Raw genomic sequence first — 19808 nt, 5'->3', positions numbered from 1 at the left:
CTCAGCGCCCGCCGCCCATCAGTCCGCCCAGCAGTCCTCCCAGGCCCCCTCCGCCGGGCGTATTGCCCCCGCCGGCACCGCCGCCGCTCAGCATCGGGACCACCGAGAGGATGCGGCCCACGAGCGCGGGGTCCAGGCGCGACTTGAGGAAGTTGAGCAGCAGGGGGGCCACCAGGGACGCCTTGCTCGCGTCGATGTTGAAGCGGCCCAGCAGCGCCACCACGGCCGCCACGTCGCCAGCCTGGCCCAGCGCGCTCATCATCCCGCCGGTGCCGCCTTCCTGACCGGACATGAGGTTGCCCAGGGCGCCCATCAAACCGCCGCCCGCGTCCGGCGCCGTCTGCGGCGCGGAGGTGGTGCTGGGGGCCTGCTGCCAGCCCTCCATCTCCGGAATGGCCTGACCCAGTTGGTCCGAGGCGTCGGGCCCCAGCTTCTCCTTCACCGTGCCCTGCACCAGCTTCAGCAGGGAGCCCGCCAGCCCCTGCGCCTGTGTCCCGTTCACGCCAAGCTGCTGTGAAAGCTGTCCGATGAGGTCCATCCCAGGTCCTTTCTTGCCGCGCGTCCGTGTGTGGAGCGCCTTTCTAGCGGGCCGCGCGAGCAGGCGCGGAGGCGTTGGTAGGTAAGCGTTGCTCACGGACAGGCCGGGAGGCCACAGAGGCCGGACGCTCCCCTGCCTGCCCGCCCCCTTCGGCGCGCTGGACGGGACTGCGCATCTTCGCCTGGGGGCGCGGACGCCATGCCCACCCACGGCCGGAGGCGTGAGATGCGGGAGTCGAACACGGCGGAGCCAGGACGCAGGAAGGCGAAGGGCCGGAGCACCGAGGAGTGCTGGGGCGGGGTTGACCTGGGGGGCACGAAAATCGAGGCCGTGGTGGTGGACCGGGCCGGCTCCGTCCTGGGGAAGATGCGCCACCCCACGCCCTCCGACGGCGAGCCCGGTGACGTGGTACGGGCGGTCCACGAGACGCTGGAGGAGGCCGCGCGCGCCGCGGGAACGACGCCCCGGCAGCTCCTGGGCGTGGGCGTGGGAGCACCCGGCGCGGTGAACGCGAACGAGGGCACCCTGGGCCATGTCAGCAACGTGGGGCGGGGGTGGAGCACGCCGTACCCCGTCGCCGGGGACTTGAGCGCGCGGGCGGGATGCCCCGTGGTGCTGGGCAACGACGTCCAGGTGGCCGTGGCCGCGGAGTACCGGCTGGGCGCGGGGCGGCCCTACCGCTCGCTGCTGGGCGTCTGGTGGGGGACGGGCGTGGGCGGCGGCCTGGTGCTGGACGGCGTGCCCTGGCGAGGGCGCGGCGCCGCGGGCGAGGTGGGGCACATGGTGGTGAAGCTCGGCGGCGCCCGGTGCGGGTGCGGCCGGCGCGGGTGTCTGGAGGCCTACGCGGGCCGCGCGTCCATGGAGCGCCGGGCGCACAAGGCCGTGCGCCGGGGTGAGAAGACGGACCTCTTCGACTTGATGCGGAAGAAGGGCCGCTCCCGGCTGACGAGCAGCATCTGGGCCCGGGCGCTGGCGCAGGAGGACGCGCTGGCCACCTGGCTCATCGACCGCGCGGTGCGGATGCTCGGCGCGGGGCTCGCCTCCGCCATCAACCTGCTGGACGTGGAGGCCGTGGTGCTCGGCGGTGGGTTGGGGACGCGCCTGGGTCCCGAGTACGCCAGCCGCATCCACGAAGCCATGCGGCCGCACATCTTCGTCCCGGAGCGCCAGCCGCCCGTGTGTGTCGCCGAGCTGGGCGAACTTTCCGGTGCCATTGGCGCCGCGCTGTTGGCTCAGCCTCCGATGAAATGAGGCGCCGGCCGTGAGAAGGCGCTCCGCTGCGTGCCCGCCCGCACTCAGTGTGGCAGCCCGCGTCGGTGGGTTCGCAGCCTCATGGAATGCCACGGGGCCTGTCAGGTAGGCTCGGCGGCTTCATCGTCACGGGTCGATTGGAGGGACCTGTCGTTGGCACGCCGTCCTAGGATTCCCCAAACCCTCTTCTTCCAGAAGCCGCGCTCCAACCTGTGGCCGTTGGTGGGTGTCATCCTGGCGTCGATGGTGCTCGTGGGCGCCATGGAGTTGACCATCGCGGTCTTCTCCTCGACGGGGCTCGAAAGCATCACCCAGCGCAACGGCTTGTCCATGCTCCTCAGCGTGGGCGTCGTCGCGGCGGTGATGAGCGTGCTGTGGGCGCTCACCAACCGGCTGGGCATCTCACTGGCCCTGGTGGCGTCGGGGATGCTGTTCTCGCTGACGCTCCACATCCGGAAGGTGCAGCTCATCGACCGGCCGCTGATGCCCTGGGACTTCCTGGAGTGGCGGCAGGTGACGTCGCTGGCGCCCACGCTGGTGCCGGGTGGCGGCGCCCTCGCCGCCATCGGCTCCGGGCTGCTCATGGTGGCCGTGCTGGGCCTCATGGCGCGCGGGGTGGCGCGAGGGCAGCCGCGGTATCCGTTGCCCAAGGCCGGGCGCCGCAACGTGGCGCTGGTCTCCCTGGCGTATCTGCTGGTCATCATCTTCCAGCAGCACCTGCCCATCCGGCGCGCCTTCAACCGCTTCGGCATCTACCACCAGGTGTGGGACCAGCGGTCCAACTTCCAGATGAACGGGCTCACGCTGATGATGCTCTGGAACTGGGAGGGGCTGCGGCTGGAGCCGGGCGGGGAGTACTCCCAGGCCCAGGTCCACGCGGCGCTGGGAAGCAATCCGGCGTGGGTGCCGACCGCGCCCGAAGCGCCCGTCGACGTCGTCATCATCATGGCGGAGTCCCTCTGGGACCCGACGCGGCTGGGCGTCTCGTTCAGCGAGGACCCGCTGCCCTACCTGCGCTCGCTCATGCAGGACCACAGCTCGGGCCAGCTCGTCAGCCCGGCCTTCGGTGGCGGCACGGCCAACGCCGAGTTCGAGCTGCTCACGGGCATGTCCTCGTCCTTTGCGCCCGAGGGCTCGGTGCCCTACCAGCATTACGTGTTGAAGCCGGTGGACGCGCTGCCGTCGCTGTTCCGGCGCGCGGGTTACCGCACCGTGGCCATCCACCCGTTCCATTCCTTCTATTGGAGCCGGGACGTGGTGTACCCGCTGCTGGGCTTCGATTCGTTCCAGTCGCTCACCGACTTTCCGTCGCCGCGGCTCGAAGGGCCCTGGGTGTCCGACGAGGAGGTCGTCGACCGCATCCTCCAGGAGCTCGCCGACGAGCGGCAGCCGCGCTTCCTCATGGCCGTGACGATGTCCACCCACGGCCCCTACAACCTGCCCCTCACGGGGGAGGAGAAGATTGACGTCCTGGGCGACCGGCTTTCGGCGGACAGCCGGCTGCTGCTGAAGAACTACGTGCACAAGCTGCGGCAGGCGGACAAGGCGATGGAGCGGCTGCTGACGCAGTTGGCGTCACGCAAGCGCAAGACGCTGGTCGTCGTCTTCGGTGACCACCTGCCGATGCTGGGCTCGGATTACGCGGCCTACCGGGAGGCGGGTTTCTTTCATGACCCGTGGACGGACGCGCAGCGCGAGCGCATGGCCGAGGTCCCCGTCGTCCTCTGGACGAACTTCGCCGCGCCCCGGGAGGACCTCCACCTGAGCATCAGCATGCTCCCGCCGCGCATCCTCGAGCTGGCCGGGCTGCCGCTTCCGGGCTTCTTCGCCTTCGTCTCGGAGATGTCCACGGTGCTGCCCGTGGTCCGAGGCGACCTGCTGCGCTCCGCCAAGGGGGAGTACCTGCCCGTGGACAAGAAGGACGCGGGGACGCCCGCACCGGGCTCCTGGGAGGACTGGCTGCGTCGCTACCGCCTGCTCACGTATGACCGGCTCGCGGGCGACAACTTCAGCGCGATTCATTCCCTGGACGCGGTGTCAGCGGACGCGCCGTGATGGCGGACCCAGCGCGGAGCGCCCACGCGGGGGGCCGGTCCTTGCGGCGCAAGGCGGGCTTCTCCACCCACCGCCACGACAGCGCCGCGAGCAGCACCACGCACGGGAAGGCCACCGCCGCGTTCACCCACCACGCGGTGGGGCCCAGCAGCGCGGAGACGACCTGCTGGACGGGGAAGGCGTAGAGATAGAGGCCGTAGGAGAGGTCGCCCCGGCGGCCGAAGTCCGCCAGCGGCCCCAAGGGCAGGAAGGCGAGGTACAGCACCACGTACCCGCCCAGCAGCCCGGTGGCGATGCGGCAGCCGCCGCCGAGCCGGGCCGTGACGAGCCACCCCACCGCACACGCCACGGCGATCCACGGGTTCATGCGCACGCGCGCGCGCCACAGGTACAGCGCCGCGCCGCCGCCGAAGTACAGGTACAGCTCCGGCCAGAAGCCCAGGCGTCCTGTCACGAAGGTGGCCGTCGCCGCCCCCACGAGGCCCAGAGCCACCATGCCCTTGCGCAGCAGGCCCGCGAGGCCCAGCGCCAGCGTCAGCAGGTAGAAGCCGACCTCGTACTTCAAGGTCCACAGCGAGCCGTTGATGGCGTTGGGGTAGGGATTGGTTTCGAAGACGCCGGGCAGGTGCCACTGGAGCCAGTGCAGCGTGAAGTTGCGCGGCAGGTACAGGGCGGTGTCCGGCGCCGCGAAGTAGTCCCCCAGCGGCAGGCGGGTGAAGGCGGGGCCGAGCACCAGCGTCGTCAGCACCAGCATCAGCCCGAGCCCCGGGAAGATGCGCAGCACGCGCGCCCACGTGAAGCGCACCGCGTCGGGGGTCCGCTCCCAGCTCCGGGTGATGAGCACCCCGCTGATGATGAGGAACACCGCCACGCTCAGCCGCCCCAGGGACAGTTGCCCCTGGGTGAGCGCCTCCAGGGGCTCTTTCGTCCCCGTGCCTTCTCCCAGCGGGAAGGCGTGGCTGAACAGCACCCCCGCCGCCGCCGCGAAGCGCAGGGCGTCCAGGTTGTTGCGGCGGGAGTCGAGGCACGCCTGCAACGTGGGGGAGGAGGGGGCGGACATGGCGAGGAGGGACCGGAGCATTCTCACTCACGCCGGTGGGCCCTGAGAAGCCGCCAGGCCCGTCCGGCGCCGCACCCAGGTCGTCCATGACGGCGTGACGGGGTTGTTCGTACCCCTTCCGTGACGCTTCTCCGCTCGCGCTCGACGGATTAGAAGGCCGTCTGCCGTTGCCTGCTCGGCCGGGGAGCGGGAGGCCGCAAGGCCCATTGCTTCACAAACCTATCGCACCCTGGCGTGCATTGACGCGTGGAGCCGCGGGCCTTCACGATGGGGGGACGGTGCCCGTCCCATGATTACGCTTTTCGTCGCCTTCTTCGTCTCGCTGATGGTGGCACTGGTGCTCACGCGGTTCGTGCGCGACCAGGCCCAGGCGTGGGGATGGCTGGACCAGGCGAACTCCAGCCGGAAGGTGCACGTGCGGCCCATTCCCCGTCTGGGCGGGGTGGGCATCGTCGGTGGTTTCTTCGCGCCGCTGTGTGCGTTGTTCCTGGTGGACTCGGGCGTGGGCCACCACTTCCGTTCGCACACGGACCTGGTGGCGGGCCTCTTCCTGGGCGGCGCGGTGATTGTGGCGCTGGGCCTCTACGACGACCTTCGGGGCGCGGGGGCGCGGCTGAAGTTCACCGTCCAGTTCGCGGTGGCGTTCGGGCTGTATGCGATGGGATTTCGCATCGACGTCATCGCCAATCCCTTCGGACCGGAGCTGGTGCTGGGGGCCTTGAGTCTGCCCTTCACCGTGCTGTGGGTGGTGGGCGTCATCAACGCGCTCAACCTCATCGATGGCCTGGATGGACTCGCGGGTGGCGTGGCCTTCTTCGGCGTCAGCACCAACTTCCTGCTGGCGCTCGCGCGCGGCGACGTCCTGCTGGCGCTGCTGATGGCGGCGCTGGCGGGGGCCATCCTCGGGTTCCTCGTCTTCAATTTCAACCCGGCCTCCATCTTCATGGGGGACACGGGGAGCATGTTCCTGGGCTTCGTGCTGGCGGCGGTGTCCATCAAGACGAGCACCAAGAGCGGCACGGCGGTGGCCATGCTGGTTCCGGTGATGGCGCTGGGCCTGCCCATCATGGACACGCTGCTGGCCATGGTGCGGCGCTCGCTCATGGGACGGCCGATGTTCAGCGCGGACCGTGAGCACATCCATCACCGGTTGATGAGCCGGATGGTGCTCAGCCACCGCTCCACGGTGTTGGTGCTGTATGCCGTGTGTGGACTCTTCGGGCTGGTGGCGCTGGCCCTGAACTACGCCAACAGCGCGGAGAGCGCGATGCTCCTGTGCTGCGTGGGCGCGCTCATCGTGTTGCTGATGCGCCGGCTGGGCTACCTGGACCTGCACCGCGCGAAGAACATGCACCAGATGCGTCAGCGCAACCTGTGGCTGCGGACGATGGTGAAGGACGTCACCCGGGCCGTTCGGGCCTCGGGGTCGCTGGAGGCCGTGTGGAACGGCGTGCGCCCCCTAGCGGACGCCCTGGGCCTGTCGCGCCAGGAGCTGCGCTTCCAGCGCGTCCTCGAGACGGGGCTCTCCGACGGCATTGTCTTCGAGGCCCAGCGACCCTCGGGGCCGGGCGTGCCCTTCGAGGTCAGCATCGCCATCAAGGATGGCGGTGAGGTGCTGGGCGCCATGCTGCTGGTGTGGCGCGATGGCCGGTCCTCCATCAATCGCGACGAGGAGCTGGCGCTGGAGCAGGTCGCGGACGCGGTGGCGGAGAGCGCCGCGCGCCTGCGTCCCCGTGTGAGCGTGGAGCCCGGCCGTCTCGTCGCGTTGAGGAAGTGATGCGGGAGGGGCGAGCGTCGTCTCGCGCCCAGCGGAGGGAGGCGATGCCCGAGGGCACGGGCGCGCTTCACGCGCTGCTGCGGGCGTGGCCGGAGGTTCCGGCGTGCGCTGCTCCGGAGGGCTCGGAGGCGGACGGACTCGTCCGCGCGGCGGTGGGGCACGGGCTGGTGGGCTTCGTGGACCATGCCGTGTCCCGTGCGGGCTGGGTGTTGCCGGAGGCCGCGAGGACATCCCTGCGCAGGGAGTCCCTGGGGAACGCGGCGCGGGTGCTGCGGGTGAAGACGCTGCTGCTGCGGAGCCTGGAGGCGTTGGCATCCGTGGGGCAGGTGCCGGTGCTGCTCAAGGGGTATGGGCTGGCGCTGCGGCTGTATCCGGACCCGCTGCAGCGAGCGACCACGGATGTGGATCTGCTCGTGGGCCGTGCGGACGTCGGCGCCGCGGTGCAGGCGCTGGCCCGCGTGGGGCTGTCGGCACGGGGGGACGACGGCGCTCGTCATGGCGAGGAGGACTCCCACCACCTGGAGCTCGAAGGGCCGATGGGGCTGGTGGAGCTGCACTTCCGTGCGCTCGCGGGTTGGGGCGAGGCGCTGGAGGGGGACGCGCTGCTGGCGCGCGCGGAGACAGGGGTGGTGGACGGGCGCGCCGTGCGGTGGCTGCGGCCCGAGGACGAAGCCGTGTACCTGGCGCTGCATGCGAGCAACCACGCGTTGCAGCGGCTGGCGTGGCTCTTCGACTTGAAGTTGCTGGCGCTGTCGGAGGCCCGGCTGGACTGGCGGACCGTGGTGGAGCGGGCCCGTGGCACGGCGTTCCCGCATGCCGTCTGGTACGCGTGGGATGCGGCGCGGCGGCTGTTCTCGGCGCCCGTTCCGGATGAGGTGCTGGAGGCGCTGGCGCCGCCGCGCTGGCAGCAGGTGCTCGCGCGGCGCTTCTTCTCCGACGCGAGACTCCTGGGGGCATCGCTCCTGGACAGCCGCGCCGGATGGATGGCGGCGAAGCTGCTGCTGGCGCCACGGATGGGCTCCGTGGCCCGGTACGGCGTCCGGCGCGCGCGGAATGCCGTACGGGCGAGATGGCGGCGCCCCTGATTCAGATGCAGTCGGGGTCTATGTACGGGCAAATCAATATGGAGCAGCAGCCGTCATTGTGGCACTCACACGACTGCTGCGCGGAAGTGACTCCCTCTGGTTCCGGCGGTGTTTCTTCAGCGGGAATGGAACCGCAGCCAGCCAGCATCCCCATCGTGACGGCCAGTGCTGCAAGCATCGCCTTCATGTGAGCCTGCCTTCCGTGAGTGGCCACGCCGCTGTGTGACGTGGGCCAGGGGAGATTTCGCCAGTGGCCTCCGCTGGCGGTCAAAGTCGGGGTGGGCGCAAGGTTGCGCACGCGACGAAGCCCAAATCCCTGTGCTCAGACAGACGCGCTCGTCCCACAGGCCGTGGCGCGGCTGTTCAGCCGCCCCCTCGGGTGGCTGCCTTTGAAGCCCCCGCTGCGTAGGTGGCTGAATTTCCTCAGCCTTTGGGCGCACACGGACGCCGTGTCGATTTTCTCTGAGCCGTGTCGATCCGCGTTCGGCTGATTCGTCGCCATTTCAGAACGGGGCAGTGGCCCCCAACCGAAAGGACACAGCGATGAAGGTCATGGTGCTCGTGAAGGCGACGAAGAACTCCGAGGCCGGGGTGATGCCCGACGAGAAGATGTTCGCGGCCATGGGCAAGTTCAACGAGGAGCTGGTGAAGGCCGGGGTGATTCTGGATGGAGATGGCCTCAAGCCGAGCAGCGCCGGCAAGCGCGTCCGGTTCTCGAACGGAACCAAGCGCGTCATCGACGGTCCCTTCGCCGAGACGAAGGAACTCGTGGCCGGCTATTGGATCTGGCAGGTGAAGTCGATGGAGGAGGCGCTGGAGTGGGCGCGCCGTTGCCCGGACCCGATGCCCGGCGAGGAGTCGGACCTGGAAATCCGTCCCTTCTACGAACTGGAAGACTTCGGCGCCGAGTTCACGCCGGAGTTGCGCGCCCGGGAGGAGAAGCTGCGCGCCGAGCTGGACCAGCGTCGCGGCTCCTGACGCGGCGGAAGCGGGGCAGTGGAGCGACCTCGCTCCACGCCCCTTCCACTGTCACCTCAAGGGCACAGCGGGCTGCCGCCCAATCCAGGAGCGCAGCCCTGGCCCACGCAGTACTGGGGACCGCTGTCGACGACGTGCTGTCCCGCCGAGTCGCGCGGCACCTCCACGGTGCAGCGGCCTTCGGCCTGGTTGCCGGACGGGTCCGCGACCACGTAGTGCACCGTGTAGACGCGGCCATCGCCGGTGTCGTCGCGCTCGGCGCGGAGCTGCACGGACGTGGCGTTCACCCGCACGTCGATGTCATCGCAGGTGGTGCCGTCGCAGATGCCCGGGACGTCCTCGGACTCATCCGACGTCACCCGGATGATGCGGCCGTACTGCTCCAGCGGCAGCTCGCCCAGGCACGCGTCCCTCGCCGGGGCAGCGCACTCCGCCAGCGTCACCGTGCGGTACTGGTGGTCCGCGGGCCACAGCCGCTTGCCCCGGGATGCACCCGGCACGGGCGCGCGGGTGTCCCGCACCGTCACGGAGAAGGCGCAGCCGCACGCGTTGCCGGAGCCGTCCGTCGCGTTGCAATCCACCACCGAGCGACCCAACGGGAACCGTGAGCCCGCGGGCGGCGTGCACTCGACCTGCACCGGACCGCAGTTGTCCTCCGCGCGGGCCGTGTACGTGGCCTCCGCGCCGCCGCCCACGCACTCCAGCACCTGCGGCCCCGGGCAGACGATGGACGGCAGTGTCGTGTCCACCACCGTCACCTTGGCTGTGCACACCGCGCTGTCCTCGCCGTCGAAGGCCGTCAGCGTCACCGGGTGCCGTCCCAGGCCGAAGGCGCCGGAGCCCGACTGCGTCACCGTGAAGGGACCGGGCTGCCCGTCCGGGTCGTGACTGCCGTCATCCACGCTGGCCCGCGCCCGGCACTGGGCATCGGCCTCCACCGTGACGTCGCGGCACAGCGCCACCGGCGGCACGTTGGGCGAGCACTCCATCTTCACCTGGGCCCGGGTGGTGTTGTTGTCCTCGCGGCACTCCAGCTCCCGTCCGGTGCCGGTGCCATCGTCATCCACCGACGCGAACACCAGCACCCAGCCGCCCGCGGGCGCAGCGAGCGCCAGCTCCACGGAGGTCTCCTCGCCCGCGCCCAGCGTGTGCGGCACCGTGGCCACGCCGAGCAGCGTGCCGTTCTCACCCATCCCGTCCAGGTAGAAGGCCACCTTCACACCCGCCGAGGCCGGCGCATCGCCCTGGTTGCGCACCCGCGCCTGGAGCAGCACCGCGTCATCGCCCGCGCAGGTGGACGTGACCTGTCCGATGACGAGGTCCGGCGCCGCGAACGGCCGCACGCCGCCCGTGCCCTGGCTGTTGGTGCGGAAGGTGTTGAGACCCGGCGCCAACCAGTTGCTCACCGGGCGCGCGGGAATGGTGCCATCGTCATTCACGTTGGTGACGGAGTACGCGTGCTGGTTCCAGATTCGGCGCGTGTTCACCCAGCCGTCCTTGCGGTCGCGGTACACGCGGATGCCCTGGAAGCTCCCGTAGCCGCAGGCCGTGTTCTGCGCGACGACGATTTCCGCGTTGCCGTCGCCGTCCACGTCCACGACGACCGGGTTCTCATAGGCGGTGCAGGAGCTGTGCGGCGCCTCGAAGCGGACCTCGCCGGTGACGCCGTCGTAGATGCGCAGCGCCGTCTCGTCGGCGTAGACGACCTCGGCGCGGCCGTCGCCCTCGAAGTCGAAGGTGGACGAGCCCGTGCGGTTGGAGCTGTGGTCCCGCGTCGGGCTCAGCCACTTCACCCGGCCGTCCGCCTCGAACACGGCGTAGTGGGACGCGCCCGCCACGCCAATCTCCGGCTGACCGTCACCGTCGAAGTCCGCGATGTTGGGCGGTCCGCCCACGCCGCCGCCCGGGTGCTGCACGGTCCACTTCACCCGGCAGTTCGCGTCCATCAACGACACGTGGCCGTTCCACACCACCACCACTTCGCCCTCGGGGCCGGCGTCGAAGTTGCCCACGCCCGACAGGCCATGCCCCAGCTCCGAGGCCTTGCACTTGAGCGTGCCGTCATGCCGGTAGATGGCGCGGCCGTTCACCACCTCCTGGAACCCGTCGCCGTCCAGGTCCACCGCGAAGGAGAGGGGGCCGGTGTCGTTGACCGGGCTGCCCACGCCGTCGCTGCCCACCCACCGGAGCGTCCCGGTGCTGTCATAGACATGGTTGCCAGCGATGATTTCCACCGACCCGTCACCGTCCAGGTCCGCCAGGGACACGCCACCCCAGTCGAGCGGGGGGCCGTCCGCGCGGAACTTGAAGGCGCCGGTGTGCTCGAAACAGATGATGCCCCGGGCGCTCTCGGGCACGGTGCACAGCTCCACCTTGCCGTCGCCGTCGATGTCGCCCGCGGCCACGGTCGCCGAGCCTCGCGTGCGGTAGGCGGGGTCGGTGACGGCCCACAAGTCCGAGCCGTCCGCGCCGCTGATGGCGCGCAGCACGCCATTCGTCTTGAAGTTCCAGCCCTCGAAGCTGTTGAACACGACGTCGGGGACGCCGTCCTGGTTGACGTCCACCACCACGGGCGTGGTCTGCACGTTGATGTGCGTGGGCACCAGGGGGCTGGCCGTCCAGGCCCACTCCACTTCGGGCTCGAAGTGCGGTTCGAAGGGCGGGCGCACCTCGCACCGCGCCTCGGATTCGTCGACGGTGCTGTTGTTGTACGCCGGGGGTTCCTCGGGCGCTGTCGTGCTGGTGCACGCCGCCAACCCCAGTGCGCCGAGCGTGAGCCACCGGCCCGGCCGCCCATCCGACCTTCCTTGCTGCGCCATGCCGCCTCCTCGAATGCCTGCCCGGTCCGCGACGTACCGGGCGGCCCAGGTATTCACTCGGCTGCGTTCGGCGACCCACCCCCCAGGGCCTGCGGGTGTCGGATGTTCATCCCTGGCGCCTGGGAGTGACGGATGGTTCACAGAGGGGGTGACGTCTCGCGGGCGTTGCAGGGCATGTGTCCGGACCGTTAAAGGGGGTGGCCATGTCCGCCGCCAGTCTGCTCGACACCTTCCGCGTGCTCTCCTCGTTCGATCCGCCCCGTGGCGCGCTGCGAGGGGCGCCGTGGGAGGCGTACGTGGATTGGGCCATCGTCCAGGGCCTGGCGCCGCTGGCGGCCTACAACCTGGAATACCGGTTGGGCGCGGGCAACGCTCCCGAGTGGGCGCGGGACAAGCTGCTGAGCATCTACCAGGGCTCCGTCAACGACAACGTGATGAAGCTCGTGAACTTCAAGCGCATCGTGGGCGCGCTGGAGGGGCGCAAGCTGGTGCTGATGGGACCGGCGTCCTTCGCGGACACGCTCTATCCCCACGTGGGCTTCCGGCCGGTGCCCGAGCTTCAGATGCTGATGAAGCGCCTGGACGTGGAGGGCTTCGCCGGCTTCCTGGCCAACCACGAGTTCGTCCCGGAGCCCGACACCGAGAACAGCGGCGCCACGAAGGTGGTGTCGGACGGGCGCACCGTCATCCTGCTCTACTCGGACGTGCTGGGGCCCCGGCGCCGCGAGCAGGCCGCGGGCATCCTCGAGCGCGCCAAGCCGATGCGCGTCTACGGCCCCTCCCTGTTCCGCCCGGACCTGGAGGACGCGGTGCTGCTGACGGCGATGGAGCACGCGCGCCAGGGCTACGCGGTGCCGTGGGTGTCCTTCATCGACCTGCGCGAGCTCGTCACCGGCGCGAAGTGGATGGGCGGCGTGTACTCGCGGCCGTTGGATGTGCCGGCGCTGCTGTCCCGCGCCGCGGAGTGGCGCCTGGAGCGGGCCCTCTACACGTCCCTGTCCATTGTCACGCGCCTGTTTCCGGAGACCGCCCCGGCCGCCACGGCCGCGCTGCCGCCGCTGCGGAGGGCGACGCGAGAGCTGCTGGACAGGACGGTGGTGGGTCCTGTCTGCACCCCCGGACAGACGTCCGCCCTCAAGGGGATGGAGCGGGTGCGCCGCTTGCTCACGGGCCAGTAAGGCTGGCTGCTCGACGGGCATGCCCCGAGGGCGGGACGGGCTTCCTTTCGGACTCCCTCCCGGCGTATGAGTCCTCTAAGAGACATTCACTGGGGCTCCCTCAATGCGTATTGCCATCATCGGAACCGGCTACGTCGGCCTTGTCGCGGGCACCTGCTTCGCGGACTCGGGCAACGACGTCACGTGCGTGGACATCGACGAGCGGAAGATCCGCATGCTCCAGGCAGGCGAAGTGCCCATCTACGAGCCGGGTCTGGAAGAGCTCATCAAGAAGAACGTGCGTGAGAAGCGCCTGTTCTTCACGCGGGACCTGCCCGAGGCGGTGACCAACGCGCAGGTCGTCTTCATCGCCGTGGGCACGCCCGAGGGTGAGAGCGGCGACGCCGACCTCCAGTACGTGCTGGCCGCCGCCGAGCAGGTCGGCAAGGCGATGAAGCAGTACACGGTGGTGGTGGACAAGAGCACCGTGCCGGTGGGCACCGCGGACAAGGTTCGCGAGGCCATCCGCGGCGTGACGAGCGTGGAGTTCGACGTCGTCTCCAACCCGGAGTTCCTCAAGGAAGGCGCCGCGCTGGACGACTTCCTCAAGCCGGACCGCGTCGTCATCGGCGTGGACTCCGAGCGCGCGCGCAAGGTGATGGGGGACCTGTACTCGCCCTTCGTGCGCACCGAGAACCCGATTCTCTTCATGGACACGCGTTCGGCGGAGCTGACGAAGTACGCGGCCAACGCGATGCTGGCCACGCGCATCTCGTTCATGAACGACATCGCCGCGCTCTGCGAGAAGGTGGGCGCGGACGTGGACTTCGTGCGCAAGGGCCTGGGCTCGGACAAGCGCATTGGCTACCCGTTCCTCTTCCCGGGCGTGGGCTACGGCGGCTCCTGCTTCCCCAAGGACGTGAAGGCGCTGGTGGCCACCGCGCGTGACTACGGCCTGGAGCTGGACCTGCTGCGCGCCGTGGAGCGCACCAACGAGCGCCAGAAGAAGCTGCTGGTGAACAAGGCCACCAAGCACTACGGCTCGCTGGAGGGCCGCAAGTTCGGCGTGTGGGGTCTGGCCTTCAAGCCGAAGACGGACGACATGCGCGAGGCGCCGTCCATCGAGGTCATCGAGGGCCTCATCGGCAAGGGCGCCCAGGTCATCGCGCATGACCCGGTGTCCCCGCACACCGCCAAGCGCGTCTTCGGTGAGCGCATCCGCTACGCGTCGGTGCCCTACGAGGCGCTGGAGGGCGTGGACGGCCTCTTCGTGGTGACGGAGTGGAACGAGTTCCGCCACCCGGACTTCGAGCGCATGAAGTCGCTGATGAAGTCGCCCGTCGTGTTCGACGGCCGCAACGTGTACGACCCGGCGCGCATGCGTGAGCTGGGCTTCACGTACTACGGCATCGGCCGGCGGTAGCGGTGAGCAGTCGTCGTTCCCTCGACGCGCTCACGGGGCTGCGGTTCTTCGCGGCCCTGCACGTCGTGTTGTTCCACTTCGCGGCGCCCACCCTGGGGTCGGCGCCCGAAGTGCTGCGCAACTGGGTGGGCGCGGGTTATGCCGCCGTGGGCGTCTTCTTCGTCCTGTCCGGCTTCGTGCTCGCCTGGAACTACCTGGACGCGGACGGGCGCATGGAGACGCCGCCCCGGGCCTTCTGGGCCGCGCGCGTCGCCCGCGTGTACCCCGTCTACGTGCTGGCCTTCCTCCTGTCGGCGCCCACCACCATCGCGGCGTCCGTGGAGACCAACGGCTGGGCGATGGCCGCCGCGAAGCTGGCCGTGGGCGGGCTGGCCGCGTTGACGCTGCTCCAGGCGTGGCTGCCGCGGCTGGCGCTGTACTGGAATCCGCCGGGCTGGTCCGTGGCGGTGGAGGCGTGCTTCTACGGCGTGTTCCCATGGCTGTCGCGTGGCCTGTCCCGCTTGCGGCCCTCGTGGCTTCCCGGTGCCTTGGGCGTCACGTGGGTGTTGGGATTGGCGCCGCCGCTGCTGTACCTGGCGCTGACGCCGGATGGACCTGGCCCCGTCGACGCCGCGTCGTCCGGGACGTGGCTGACGGCGCTCAAGGTGAACCCGCTGGCGCGGCTGCCAGAGTTCCTCTTCGGCGTGCTGCTGGGCTGGGCCTTCGTGCGGGAGCGGGCGGCGGGAGGGGCGGGGCGCTCGGGCGCGGTGTTGGCGGCGCTGGGCACCGCGCTGCTGGTGGTCGCGGGGGCCGCGGGCTCTCGAATCGCATACCCGCTGATGCACAACGCGCTGCTGGCGCCCGCGTCCGGGCTGCTGGTGTACGGCCTGGCGCGCGGGGGCGGGGCCCTGGGGTGGCTGCTGTCGCGGCCCCTGTGCGTGAAGCTGGGTGGGGCCAGCTTCGCGCTCTACCTGCTCCAGTACCCCGTGTCGGAGGCGGCCAAGGGCCTGGGGGACGTGTTGTCACCCTGGGTGGAGCTGCGCACCCCCGAAGGGCTGCTGGGACTGGTGTTGCTGCTGGGCGTGCCCGCGTCGCTGTGGGTCCACCGCGCCGTGGAAACACCGCTCCGCGCGCGCGTCCGGGCCGCGCTCACGCCCTGGGTGGAAGGGGCTTCCCAGGCACCCACGAAGCCGTTCGTGTCCGGGGTCTGAGGGGCAACGCCCGCCGCCGCGAAGCCGCGTCGAGCGCGGCCCTGGGGGCTGGGGCGACAACGGACGCCGGCGGGTGCTTCAGCGCGACAGGCCGCAGGCGCGCTTGCCTTCCTCGGTCTCGATGGCGCGGCAGTCGCAGCCCTCGACGAGTTCCTCACACACGGCCTCGTCCTCGGCCGTGGGCTCCACGCGGTTCTCCTCCTGGCCCGCGCGTCGGAGGCAGAGCTCCTTCTCCACCGAGTTGATGGAGCAGTCGCACAGCTTCTCGGACAGCTCGCGGCAGGCGCCCTTGCAGCCGATGAGGCCGGAGAGGGCGGAACAGAGGAGGGCGGCGGTGACGATGAAACGGCGCATGGATGCGGCGAACATGCCAGAAGGTCCCCTGGATGCAAGCCGACATCGAGTCCCGCGTGCCGGGGCGGATGCTAGGGTTGGTCGCCTGCTTCGCCCCTGGGGGAGACGCCACTCATGTTGTCACTCATCGCTGTCGCACTGCTCGCCACCACACCGTCACTGGCTTCTCACTCCTTGCTGACGCCGTCCGAAGGCCGCGCCGTCTCCGCCCGTCTGCTGGTGGCCCAGGCCCCGGAGACCGAGGCCCCGGAGGTGGACGTCCCCTCCGACGCGCCCGCGCTCCGGCAGGAGGACCTGGACGCCCGCGCCCGTGAGCTGACGCTGCGGATTTCGAAGCTGCAGAGCGAGATTCGCACCATCGACACCAACTGGCCCACGGGTTCGATGGTGATGGCGTACTCGGGCTACGTGCTGGCGCCGCTGCTGCTGCTGGGCATCCCCCTCATCATCTACGGGGTGAGCACGTCCAACGAGGACAACCGGGGCGCGTTGGTGGCCCTGGGCACGGGCCTGTCGGTGGGTGGCGCCGCGGGTGTGGGGCTGCTCGTCGCGGGTATCATCACGGGGAGCAGGGGGGCGGCCGTCAACCGGGCCCACCGCGAGCAACTGGTCAACGAACGCATCCAACTGGAGGACGAGCTGCGCGACGTGAAGGCCCGTCGCGATGCACGCGGTGCGTTGCAGACGCGAACCTGGACGCCGCGTCCCAGTGTGCCGCTGGTCGCCTTCGCGTTCTGATGTCGGCTGGCGAGCACGGCCGGTCTCCTGGCGGCTCGTACTGGAGGCTGGGGAGCGGGCCGACGCGGAGGGTCCTGTGATACTCCCCGCTTCGTCTCCGCATGCCTCGCGCTTCCCGCAGCACCTCCCGTTTCACCCTGTTCGCCGAGGCGTCGTTGGCGGCGCTCGTCGTGGTGTGCCCGGTGGCGCTCGGGGGCGCGGCGTCGTGGCTGCTCTGGCCGCTGGTGACGCTGTCCGGCGCGGCGGCGGTGCTGGCGGCCATTGGCGCGAGGCGGCAGGGGCAGTCGCTGCGTGTGCCCCTGCTGGCGGTGCCCCTGGCCGTGGGCGCCGGGCTGTGCGCGGTGCAACTGGTGCCGCTGCCCGCCAGCGTCTTGCAGGTGCTGAGTCCAGAGGCCGCGGCCCTGCGTGAGTTCGTGCTGGTCCCTCTGGGACTGGAGCGAGCCCGGCCCATCTCGCTGGACCCGTCCGCCACCTGGCGTGAGCTGGCGAAGCACCTGGCGTACCTGTTGGCCTTCCTCGCGACGGTGCAGGTGTGCCGCGCACGGGGCAGCCGGGAGCGGTTGCTCGCGGCGGTGGCGTTGACGGGCGCGGGGCTCTCGGTGGTGGGGCTGGGCCACGCGCTGCTGGGCGTGAAGTCCCTCTTCGGGGTGATGCCCTGGGTGCACGCGCAGCCCCCGTTGGTGACGCCGTTCGGCAACCCGAACCACCTGGCCGGTTTCCTCGGGCTGGCCTCCACCGTGGGCGTGGGGCTGGCCTTCACGCGCAGGCACCAGGCTCGCGCGTGGCCGTACGCGCTGGCGGCCGGAGCGTCGGGCCTGGGCGTGGTGATGTCCCTGTCGCGTGGCGGCATCGCCTTCTTCGTCTTCGGTCAGGCGCTGCTGGCGCTGTTGTTGCTGCGCAGGCGTCACACCTCGGGCGAGGGCGCTTCGCCCGTCTGGGCCCGGAGCGCCGCGGCGCTGCTGGGCCTGCTGGCCGTGTTGATGGTGGGGGCGTACACGGTGGCGGATGGCCTGTGGGCGGAGGCGCGCACCGCGGACAGCGTGGAGAAGCTGCGCCAGTCCAAGGTGGCGCTGTGGCCGATGATGGCGGAGGCCGCGCGCGCGTTTCCGTTGCTGGGCATGGGGCGGGGCGCCTTCGAAGCGGCGTTTCCGCGCTACCAGTCGGAGCCCAACCCCAACACCCTCACGCATCCGGAGAACGCGGTGCTGCAAGCCGCGGCGGAGCTGGGCGCGTTGGGCCTGGTGCTGCTGGCGGTGGCCGTCTGGGGCTTCCTGCGCCTGTTGCGGCGCGAGGGGCTGGAGACGCTGGACCTGGCGGCGCTCGCGGGCGTGGCGGCGCTGGGCCTGCACGACGTGTTCGACTTCAGCCTGGAGCTGCCTGCGTGCGCGGTGGCGGCGCTGGTGGTGCTGGGCGCGGTGGCGCGTCCCCGTGAGCGCGCCTCCGAGGACCCGGCGTGGTGCTTGAAGCCCTCCGTGCGGGTGATGGTGCTGGGGCCGGTGCTCACGGCCGTGGCGCTGGTGGCGTTGGTGCCTGGCCGGCATCGCTTGGGGGACGCGGAGGCGGAGCTGGTGACGTGGGTCACCTCGGGGGCGTCGGCGCATGAGGCCCACGCGCGCGGGCTGGAGCTGGTGGACCGGCATCCGGCGGACTACCTGCTGTACCGGTTGATGGCCTCGGCGCACGCCGCGCGCGGGCGCGAAGGGGCGGGGGAGGCCCTGGCGCTGGTGAACCGGGCGCTGTACCTGGCGCCCCTGGATGCGAGCTCCCACCGTGTGGCGGCGCGGGCGCTGCTGGCACTGGGGCGGAGCGGGCAGGCCTTCCTGGAGTACCGCCTGGCGCATGAGGCGGGAGACGTCTCCGTGCTGCTGAGCGAGGCGTTGCCGCAGGCGCGGACGCTGGCCTCGCTCACGGTGTTGACGCCGGAGGTGCCGGCCACCGCGGTGCGGCTGCTGGACTCGCTGGTCAACACGCCGGGCCGCGTGGAGCTGGCGCTGGATTACGCGCACTGGGCGAGGGCGCACTTCGCGGGCCAGCCGGAGGTCGCGGCGCTGTGGGGGCGAGAGGCGCGGTTGCGCATCGTGCAGGGGAACCTGGAAGCGGCGGAGGCGGCGTGGGTGGAGGTGGAGCGGTTGGCGCCGGATGTGTTGGACACGTACCTGCTGCGCGCGGAGGTGTTGCGCGCGCAGGGCCGGCGCGATGAGGCCTTGCAGTCGCTGGAGCGGCTGCTGGCGCGCTTCCCGGGCAACGTGGCGCTGTCCTTCCAGTTGGCGTCACAGCAGTTGGACGCGGGGCTGACGCGGAGGGCGCGCGACACGTTGCAGGCGCTGGCGCCCTTCATCACGGACTACGCGCAGCGCGCGCGGTTGCTGTCGCTGGAGGCTTCGTGTCTGGAGCGTGAGGGCCTGCTGTCGCGGGCGCTCGAGCGGAGGCAGACGGCGGCGCGGCTGGTCCCTGGCGCGGATGCGTATTTCGCCGTGGCGCGGACGCAGGAGACGCTGCGCCGGTACGACGCGGCGGCGCGTTCGGTGCACGAAGGCATGCGGCATCTGCCCGCGAGCGCGCGGACGGAGGCGCGGGCCTGGGCGGCGCGATTGGAAGCGGCCGAGCGCGAGCGGGTGGAGTCGCGGCGCAAGACGCTGACGGATGATCCGCGCGCGGAGGAATTGGAGTACCTGCTGCGCGGCCATCCGGACGTCGACGGCGAGGCACGGGACGCGCGCTAGGCGGCCCGGGCCTCGGTTGTTTCAGACATGGGCGTGCGCGCCCTCGACGGGCCGCGTGGGCGCGCCGCTGTTGCTCTCCGCCGGCTGCTCCTGGTCCTGTTCGATGAACGAGGCCACCAGGGGCCACTCCAGGGTGGCGAAGTCCTGGAAGCGCATCTCCAGCGTCTCCTCATGGGAGCCCGCGCGGAAGAGCAGCCGTTCAGCCAGGCTGAGCGACTCATCGACGGCGACAGGCAGGCCGTAGAGCTCTCCGAAGGGAGGCTCGGCGCCCAGCTCGCAGTCGGGGAAGTGGCCGGAGAACTCCTGCTCGGTGGCGAGGCGGACGTGCCTGACGCCCAACATGTCGCGGACCTGGTGCAGGTCCACGGAGCTCGCCGCGGGGACGACGACAATCCAGGGTTGCCGGTCCGCCAGGACGATGACGGACTTGGCCACGCGCCATCCGGAGACGTGCAGGGCCTCGGCGACTTCTTGGGCGGCCACGGCACGCGGGTGCCAGTACCGCTCGAAACGCACCCCGTTGCGGCGCAGATAGTGCTGTATCGCTTCGGGAATCATGTGGAATCTCACCTCCTCTCCCAAGAAGGTGATGACCCCAAGCGGCTACGACCACGGGCGCCCGTCATACTCGGGCTCACAGCCCGCTGCCGAGCCCCTGAA

At 70.8% G+C, this 19808-nt stretch carries 15 protein-coding genes; 10 read left to right on the top strand and 5 right to left on the bottom strand.

Going from position 1 to position 19808, the window contains the following annotated elements:
- Nucleotide 1: 1 nt before the first annotated feature.
- Nucleotides 2-538: a DUF2780 domain-containing protein gene (locus tag A176_RS28750; RefSeq protein WP_002638400.1), complete on the bottom strand. Its 537-nt coding sequence runs from the start codon at nucleotides 536-538 to the stop codon at nucleotides 2-4.
- 225 nt (nucleotides 539-763) lie between these two features.
- Here A176_RS28750 and A176_RS28745 point away from each other — a divergent pair, with 225 nt between their 5' ends.
- Together A176_RS28745 and A176_RS28740 are read left to right on the top strand one after the other, a co-directional pair.
- The gene (locus A176_RS28745; protein WP_002638401.1) at nucleotides 764-1789 is read left to right on the top strand and encodes an ROK family protein; all 1026 of its coding nucleotides are present in this window, start codon (nucleotides 764-766) and stop codon (nucleotides 1787-1789) included.
- A gap of 153 nt (nucleotides 1790-1942) precedes the next feature.
- Complete coding sequence (locus tag A176_RS28740) at nucleotides 1943-3844, top strand: LTA synthase family protein (protein ID WP_002638402.1); 1902 nt, start codon at nucleotides 1943-1945, stop codon at nucleotides 3842-3844.
- On the opposite strand, the gene A176_RS28735 is transcribed toward A176_RS28740, so the two are convergent.
- On the bottom strand, nucleotides 3798-4925 hold the full coding sequence (locus tag A176_RS28735; RefSeq protein WP_021781000.1) for an acyltransferase family protein: 1128 nt from the start codon (nucleotides 4923-4925) through the stop codon (nucleotides 3798-3800). The two genes, A176_RS28740 and A176_RS28735, sit on opposite strands and share 47 nt — an antisense overlap.
- A 268-nt stretch (nucleotides 4926-5193) precedes the next feature.
- Between A176_RS28735 and A176_RS28730 the strand changes: the two genes are divergently transcribed.
- The 3 genes from A176_RS28730 (at nucleotide 5194) to A176_RS28715 (ending at nucleotide 8744) form a co-directional block, all read left to right on the top strand.
- On the top strand, nucleotides 5194-6681 hold the full coding sequence (locus tag A176_RS28730) for an MraY family glycosyltransferase (protein WP_002638404.1): 1488 nt from the start codon (nucleotides 5194-5196) through the stop codon (nucleotides 6679-6681).
- Between the two features lie 44 nt (nucleotides 6682-6725).
- Nucleotides 6726-7766, top strand: coding sequence for a nucleotidyltransferase family protein (locus A176_RS28725; RefSeq protein WP_002638405.1), 1041 nt, complete (start codon nucleotides 6726-6728; stop codon nucleotides 7764-7766).
- A gap of 543 nt (nucleotides 7767-8309) precedes the next feature.
- The gene (locus A176_RS28715) at nucleotides 8310-8744 is read left to right on the top strand and encodes a YciI family protein (protein WP_002638406.1); all 435 of its coding nucleotides are present in this window, start codon (nucleotides 8310-8312) and stop codon (nucleotides 8742-8744) included.
- 56 nt (nucleotides 8745-8800) lie between these two features.
- On the opposite strand, the gene A176_RS28710 is transcribed toward A176_RS28715, so the two are convergent.
- Complete coding sequence (locus tag A176_RS28710) at nucleotides 8801-11563, bottom strand: FG-GAP-like repeat-containing protein (protein ID WP_044889305.1); 2763 nt, start codon at nucleotides 11561-11563, stop codon at nucleotides 8801-8803.
- A 203-nt stretch (nucleotides 11564-11766) separates the two neighbouring features.
- Between A176_RS28710 and A176_RS28705 the strand changes: the two genes are divergently transcribed.
- The 3 genes from A176_RS28705 (at nucleotide 11767) to A176_RS28695 (ending at nucleotide 15333) form a co-directional block, all read left to right on the top strand.
- Nucleotides 11767-12741, top strand: a complete 975-nt coding sequence (locus A176_RS28705; protein WP_044889306.1) for a nucleotidyltransferase family protein — start codon at nucleotides 11767-11769, stop codon at nucleotides 12739-12741.
- A gap of 103 nt (nucleotides 12742-12844) precedes the next feature.
- Complete coding sequence (locus A176_RS28700) at nucleotides 12845-14143, top strand: UDP-glucose dehydrogenase family protein (protein ID WP_002638409.1); 1299 nt, start codon at nucleotides 12845-12847, stop codon at nucleotides 14141-14143.
- Between the two features lie 2 nt (nucleotides 14144-14145).
- On the top strand, nucleotides 14146-15333 hold the full coding sequence (locus A176_RS28695) for an acyltransferase family protein (protein WP_002638410.1): 1188 nt from the start codon (nucleotides 14146-14148) through the stop codon (nucleotides 15331-15333).
- A 78-nt stretch (nucleotides 15334-15411) separates the two neighbouring features.
- On the opposite strand, the gene A176_RS28690 is transcribed toward A176_RS28695, so the two are convergent.
- Nucleotides 15412-15702, bottom strand: a complete 291-nt coding sequence (locus A176_RS28690; protein WP_002638411.1) for a hypothetical protein — start codon at nucleotides 15700-15702, stop codon at nucleotides 15412-15414.
- Between the two features lie 99 nt (nucleotides 15703-15801).
- Here A176_RS28690 and A176_RS28685 point away from each other — a divergent pair, with 99 nt between their 5' ends.
- A complete protein-coding gene (locus A176_RS28685) occupies nucleotides 15802-16425 on the top strand; it encodes a hypothetical protein (RefSeq protein WP_002638412.1) in 624 nt (207 codons plus the stop codon).
- Between the two features lie 101 nt (nucleotides 16426-16526).
- Entirely contained in the window at nucleotides 16527-19148 is a 2622-nt protein-coding gene (locus tag A176_RS28680) for an O-antigen ligase family protein (RefSeq protein ID WP_002638413.1), read from the top strand.
- A gap of 21 nt (nucleotides 19149-19169) precedes the next feature.
- On the opposite strand, the gene A176_RS28675 is transcribed toward A176_RS28680, so the two are convergent.
- Complete coding sequence (locus A176_RS28675; RefSeq protein ID WP_002638414.1) at nucleotides 19170-19706, bottom strand: aminoacyl-tRNA deacylase; 537 nt, start codon at nucleotides 19704-19706, stop codon at nucleotides 19170-19172.
- Nucleotides 19707-19808 lie beyond the last annotated feature (102 nt).

Source organism: Myxococcus hansupus, assembly GCF_000280925.3.
Taxonomy (GTDB): Bacteria; Myxococcota; Myxococcia; order Myxococcales; family Myxococcaceae; genus Myxococcus; species Myxococcus hansupus.
This window is presented reverse-complemented; position numbering and strand designations above follow the sequence as displayed.

What these genes read in the sequence shown, in the direction of transcription:
- A176_RS28750 (WP_002638400.1), bottom strand. Translation starts at nt 538, where the DNA reads ATGGACCTCATCGGACAGCTTTCACAGCAGCTTGGCGTGAACGGGACA.
- A176_RS28745 (WP_002638401.1), top strand. Translation starts at nt 764, where the DNA reads ATGCGGGAGTCGAACACGGCGGAGCCAGGACGCAGGAAGGCGAAGGGC.
- A176_RS28735 (WP_021781000.1), bottom strand. Translation starts at nt 4,925, where the DNA reads ATGCTCCGGTCCCTCCTCGCCATGTCCGCCCCCTCCTCCCCCACGTTG.
- A176_RS28730 (WP_002638404.1), top strand. Translation starts at nt 5,194, where the DNA reads ATGATTACGCTTTTCGTCGCCTTCTTCGTCTCGCTGATGGTGGCACTG.
- A176_RS28725 (WP_002638405.1), top strand. Translation starts at nt 6,726, where the DNA reads ATGCCCGAGGGCACGGGCGCGCTTCACGCGCTGCTGCGGGCGTGGCCG.
- A176_RS28715 (WP_002638406.1), top strand. Translation starts at nt 8,310, where the DNA reads ATGAAGGTCATGGTGCTCGTGAAGGCGACGAAGAACTCCGAGGCCGGG.
- A176_RS28710 (WP_044889305.1), bottom strand. Translation starts at nt 11,563, where the DNA reads ATGGCGCAGCAAGGAAGGTCGGATGGGCGGCCGGGCCGGTGGCTCACG.
- A176_RS28705 (WP_044889306.1), top strand. Translation starts at nt 11,767, where the DNA reads ATGTCCGCCGCCAGTCTGCTCGACACCTTCCGCGTGCTCTCCTCGTTC.
- A176_RS28700 (WP_002638409.1), top strand. Translation starts at nt 12,845, where the DNA reads ATGCGTATTGCCATCATCGGAACCGGCTACGTCGGCCTTGTCGCGGGC.
- A176_RS28690 (WP_002638411.1), bottom strand. Translation starts at nt 15,702, where the DNA reads ATGTTCGCCGCATCCATGCGCCGTTTCATCGTCACCGCCGCCCTCCTC.
- A176_RS28685 (WP_002638412.1), top strand. Translation starts at nt 15,802, where the DNA reads ATGTTGTCACTCATCGCTGTCGCACTGCTCGCCACCACACCGTCACTG.
- A176_RS28680 (WP_002638413.1), top strand. Translation starts at nt 16,527, where the DNA reads ATGCCTCGCGCTTCCCGCAGCACCTCCCGTTTCACCCTGTTCGCCGAG.
- A176_RS28675 (WP_002638414.1), bottom strand. Translation starts at nt 19,706, where the DNA reads ATGATTCCCGAAGCGATACAGCACTATCTGCGCCGCAACGGGGTGCGT.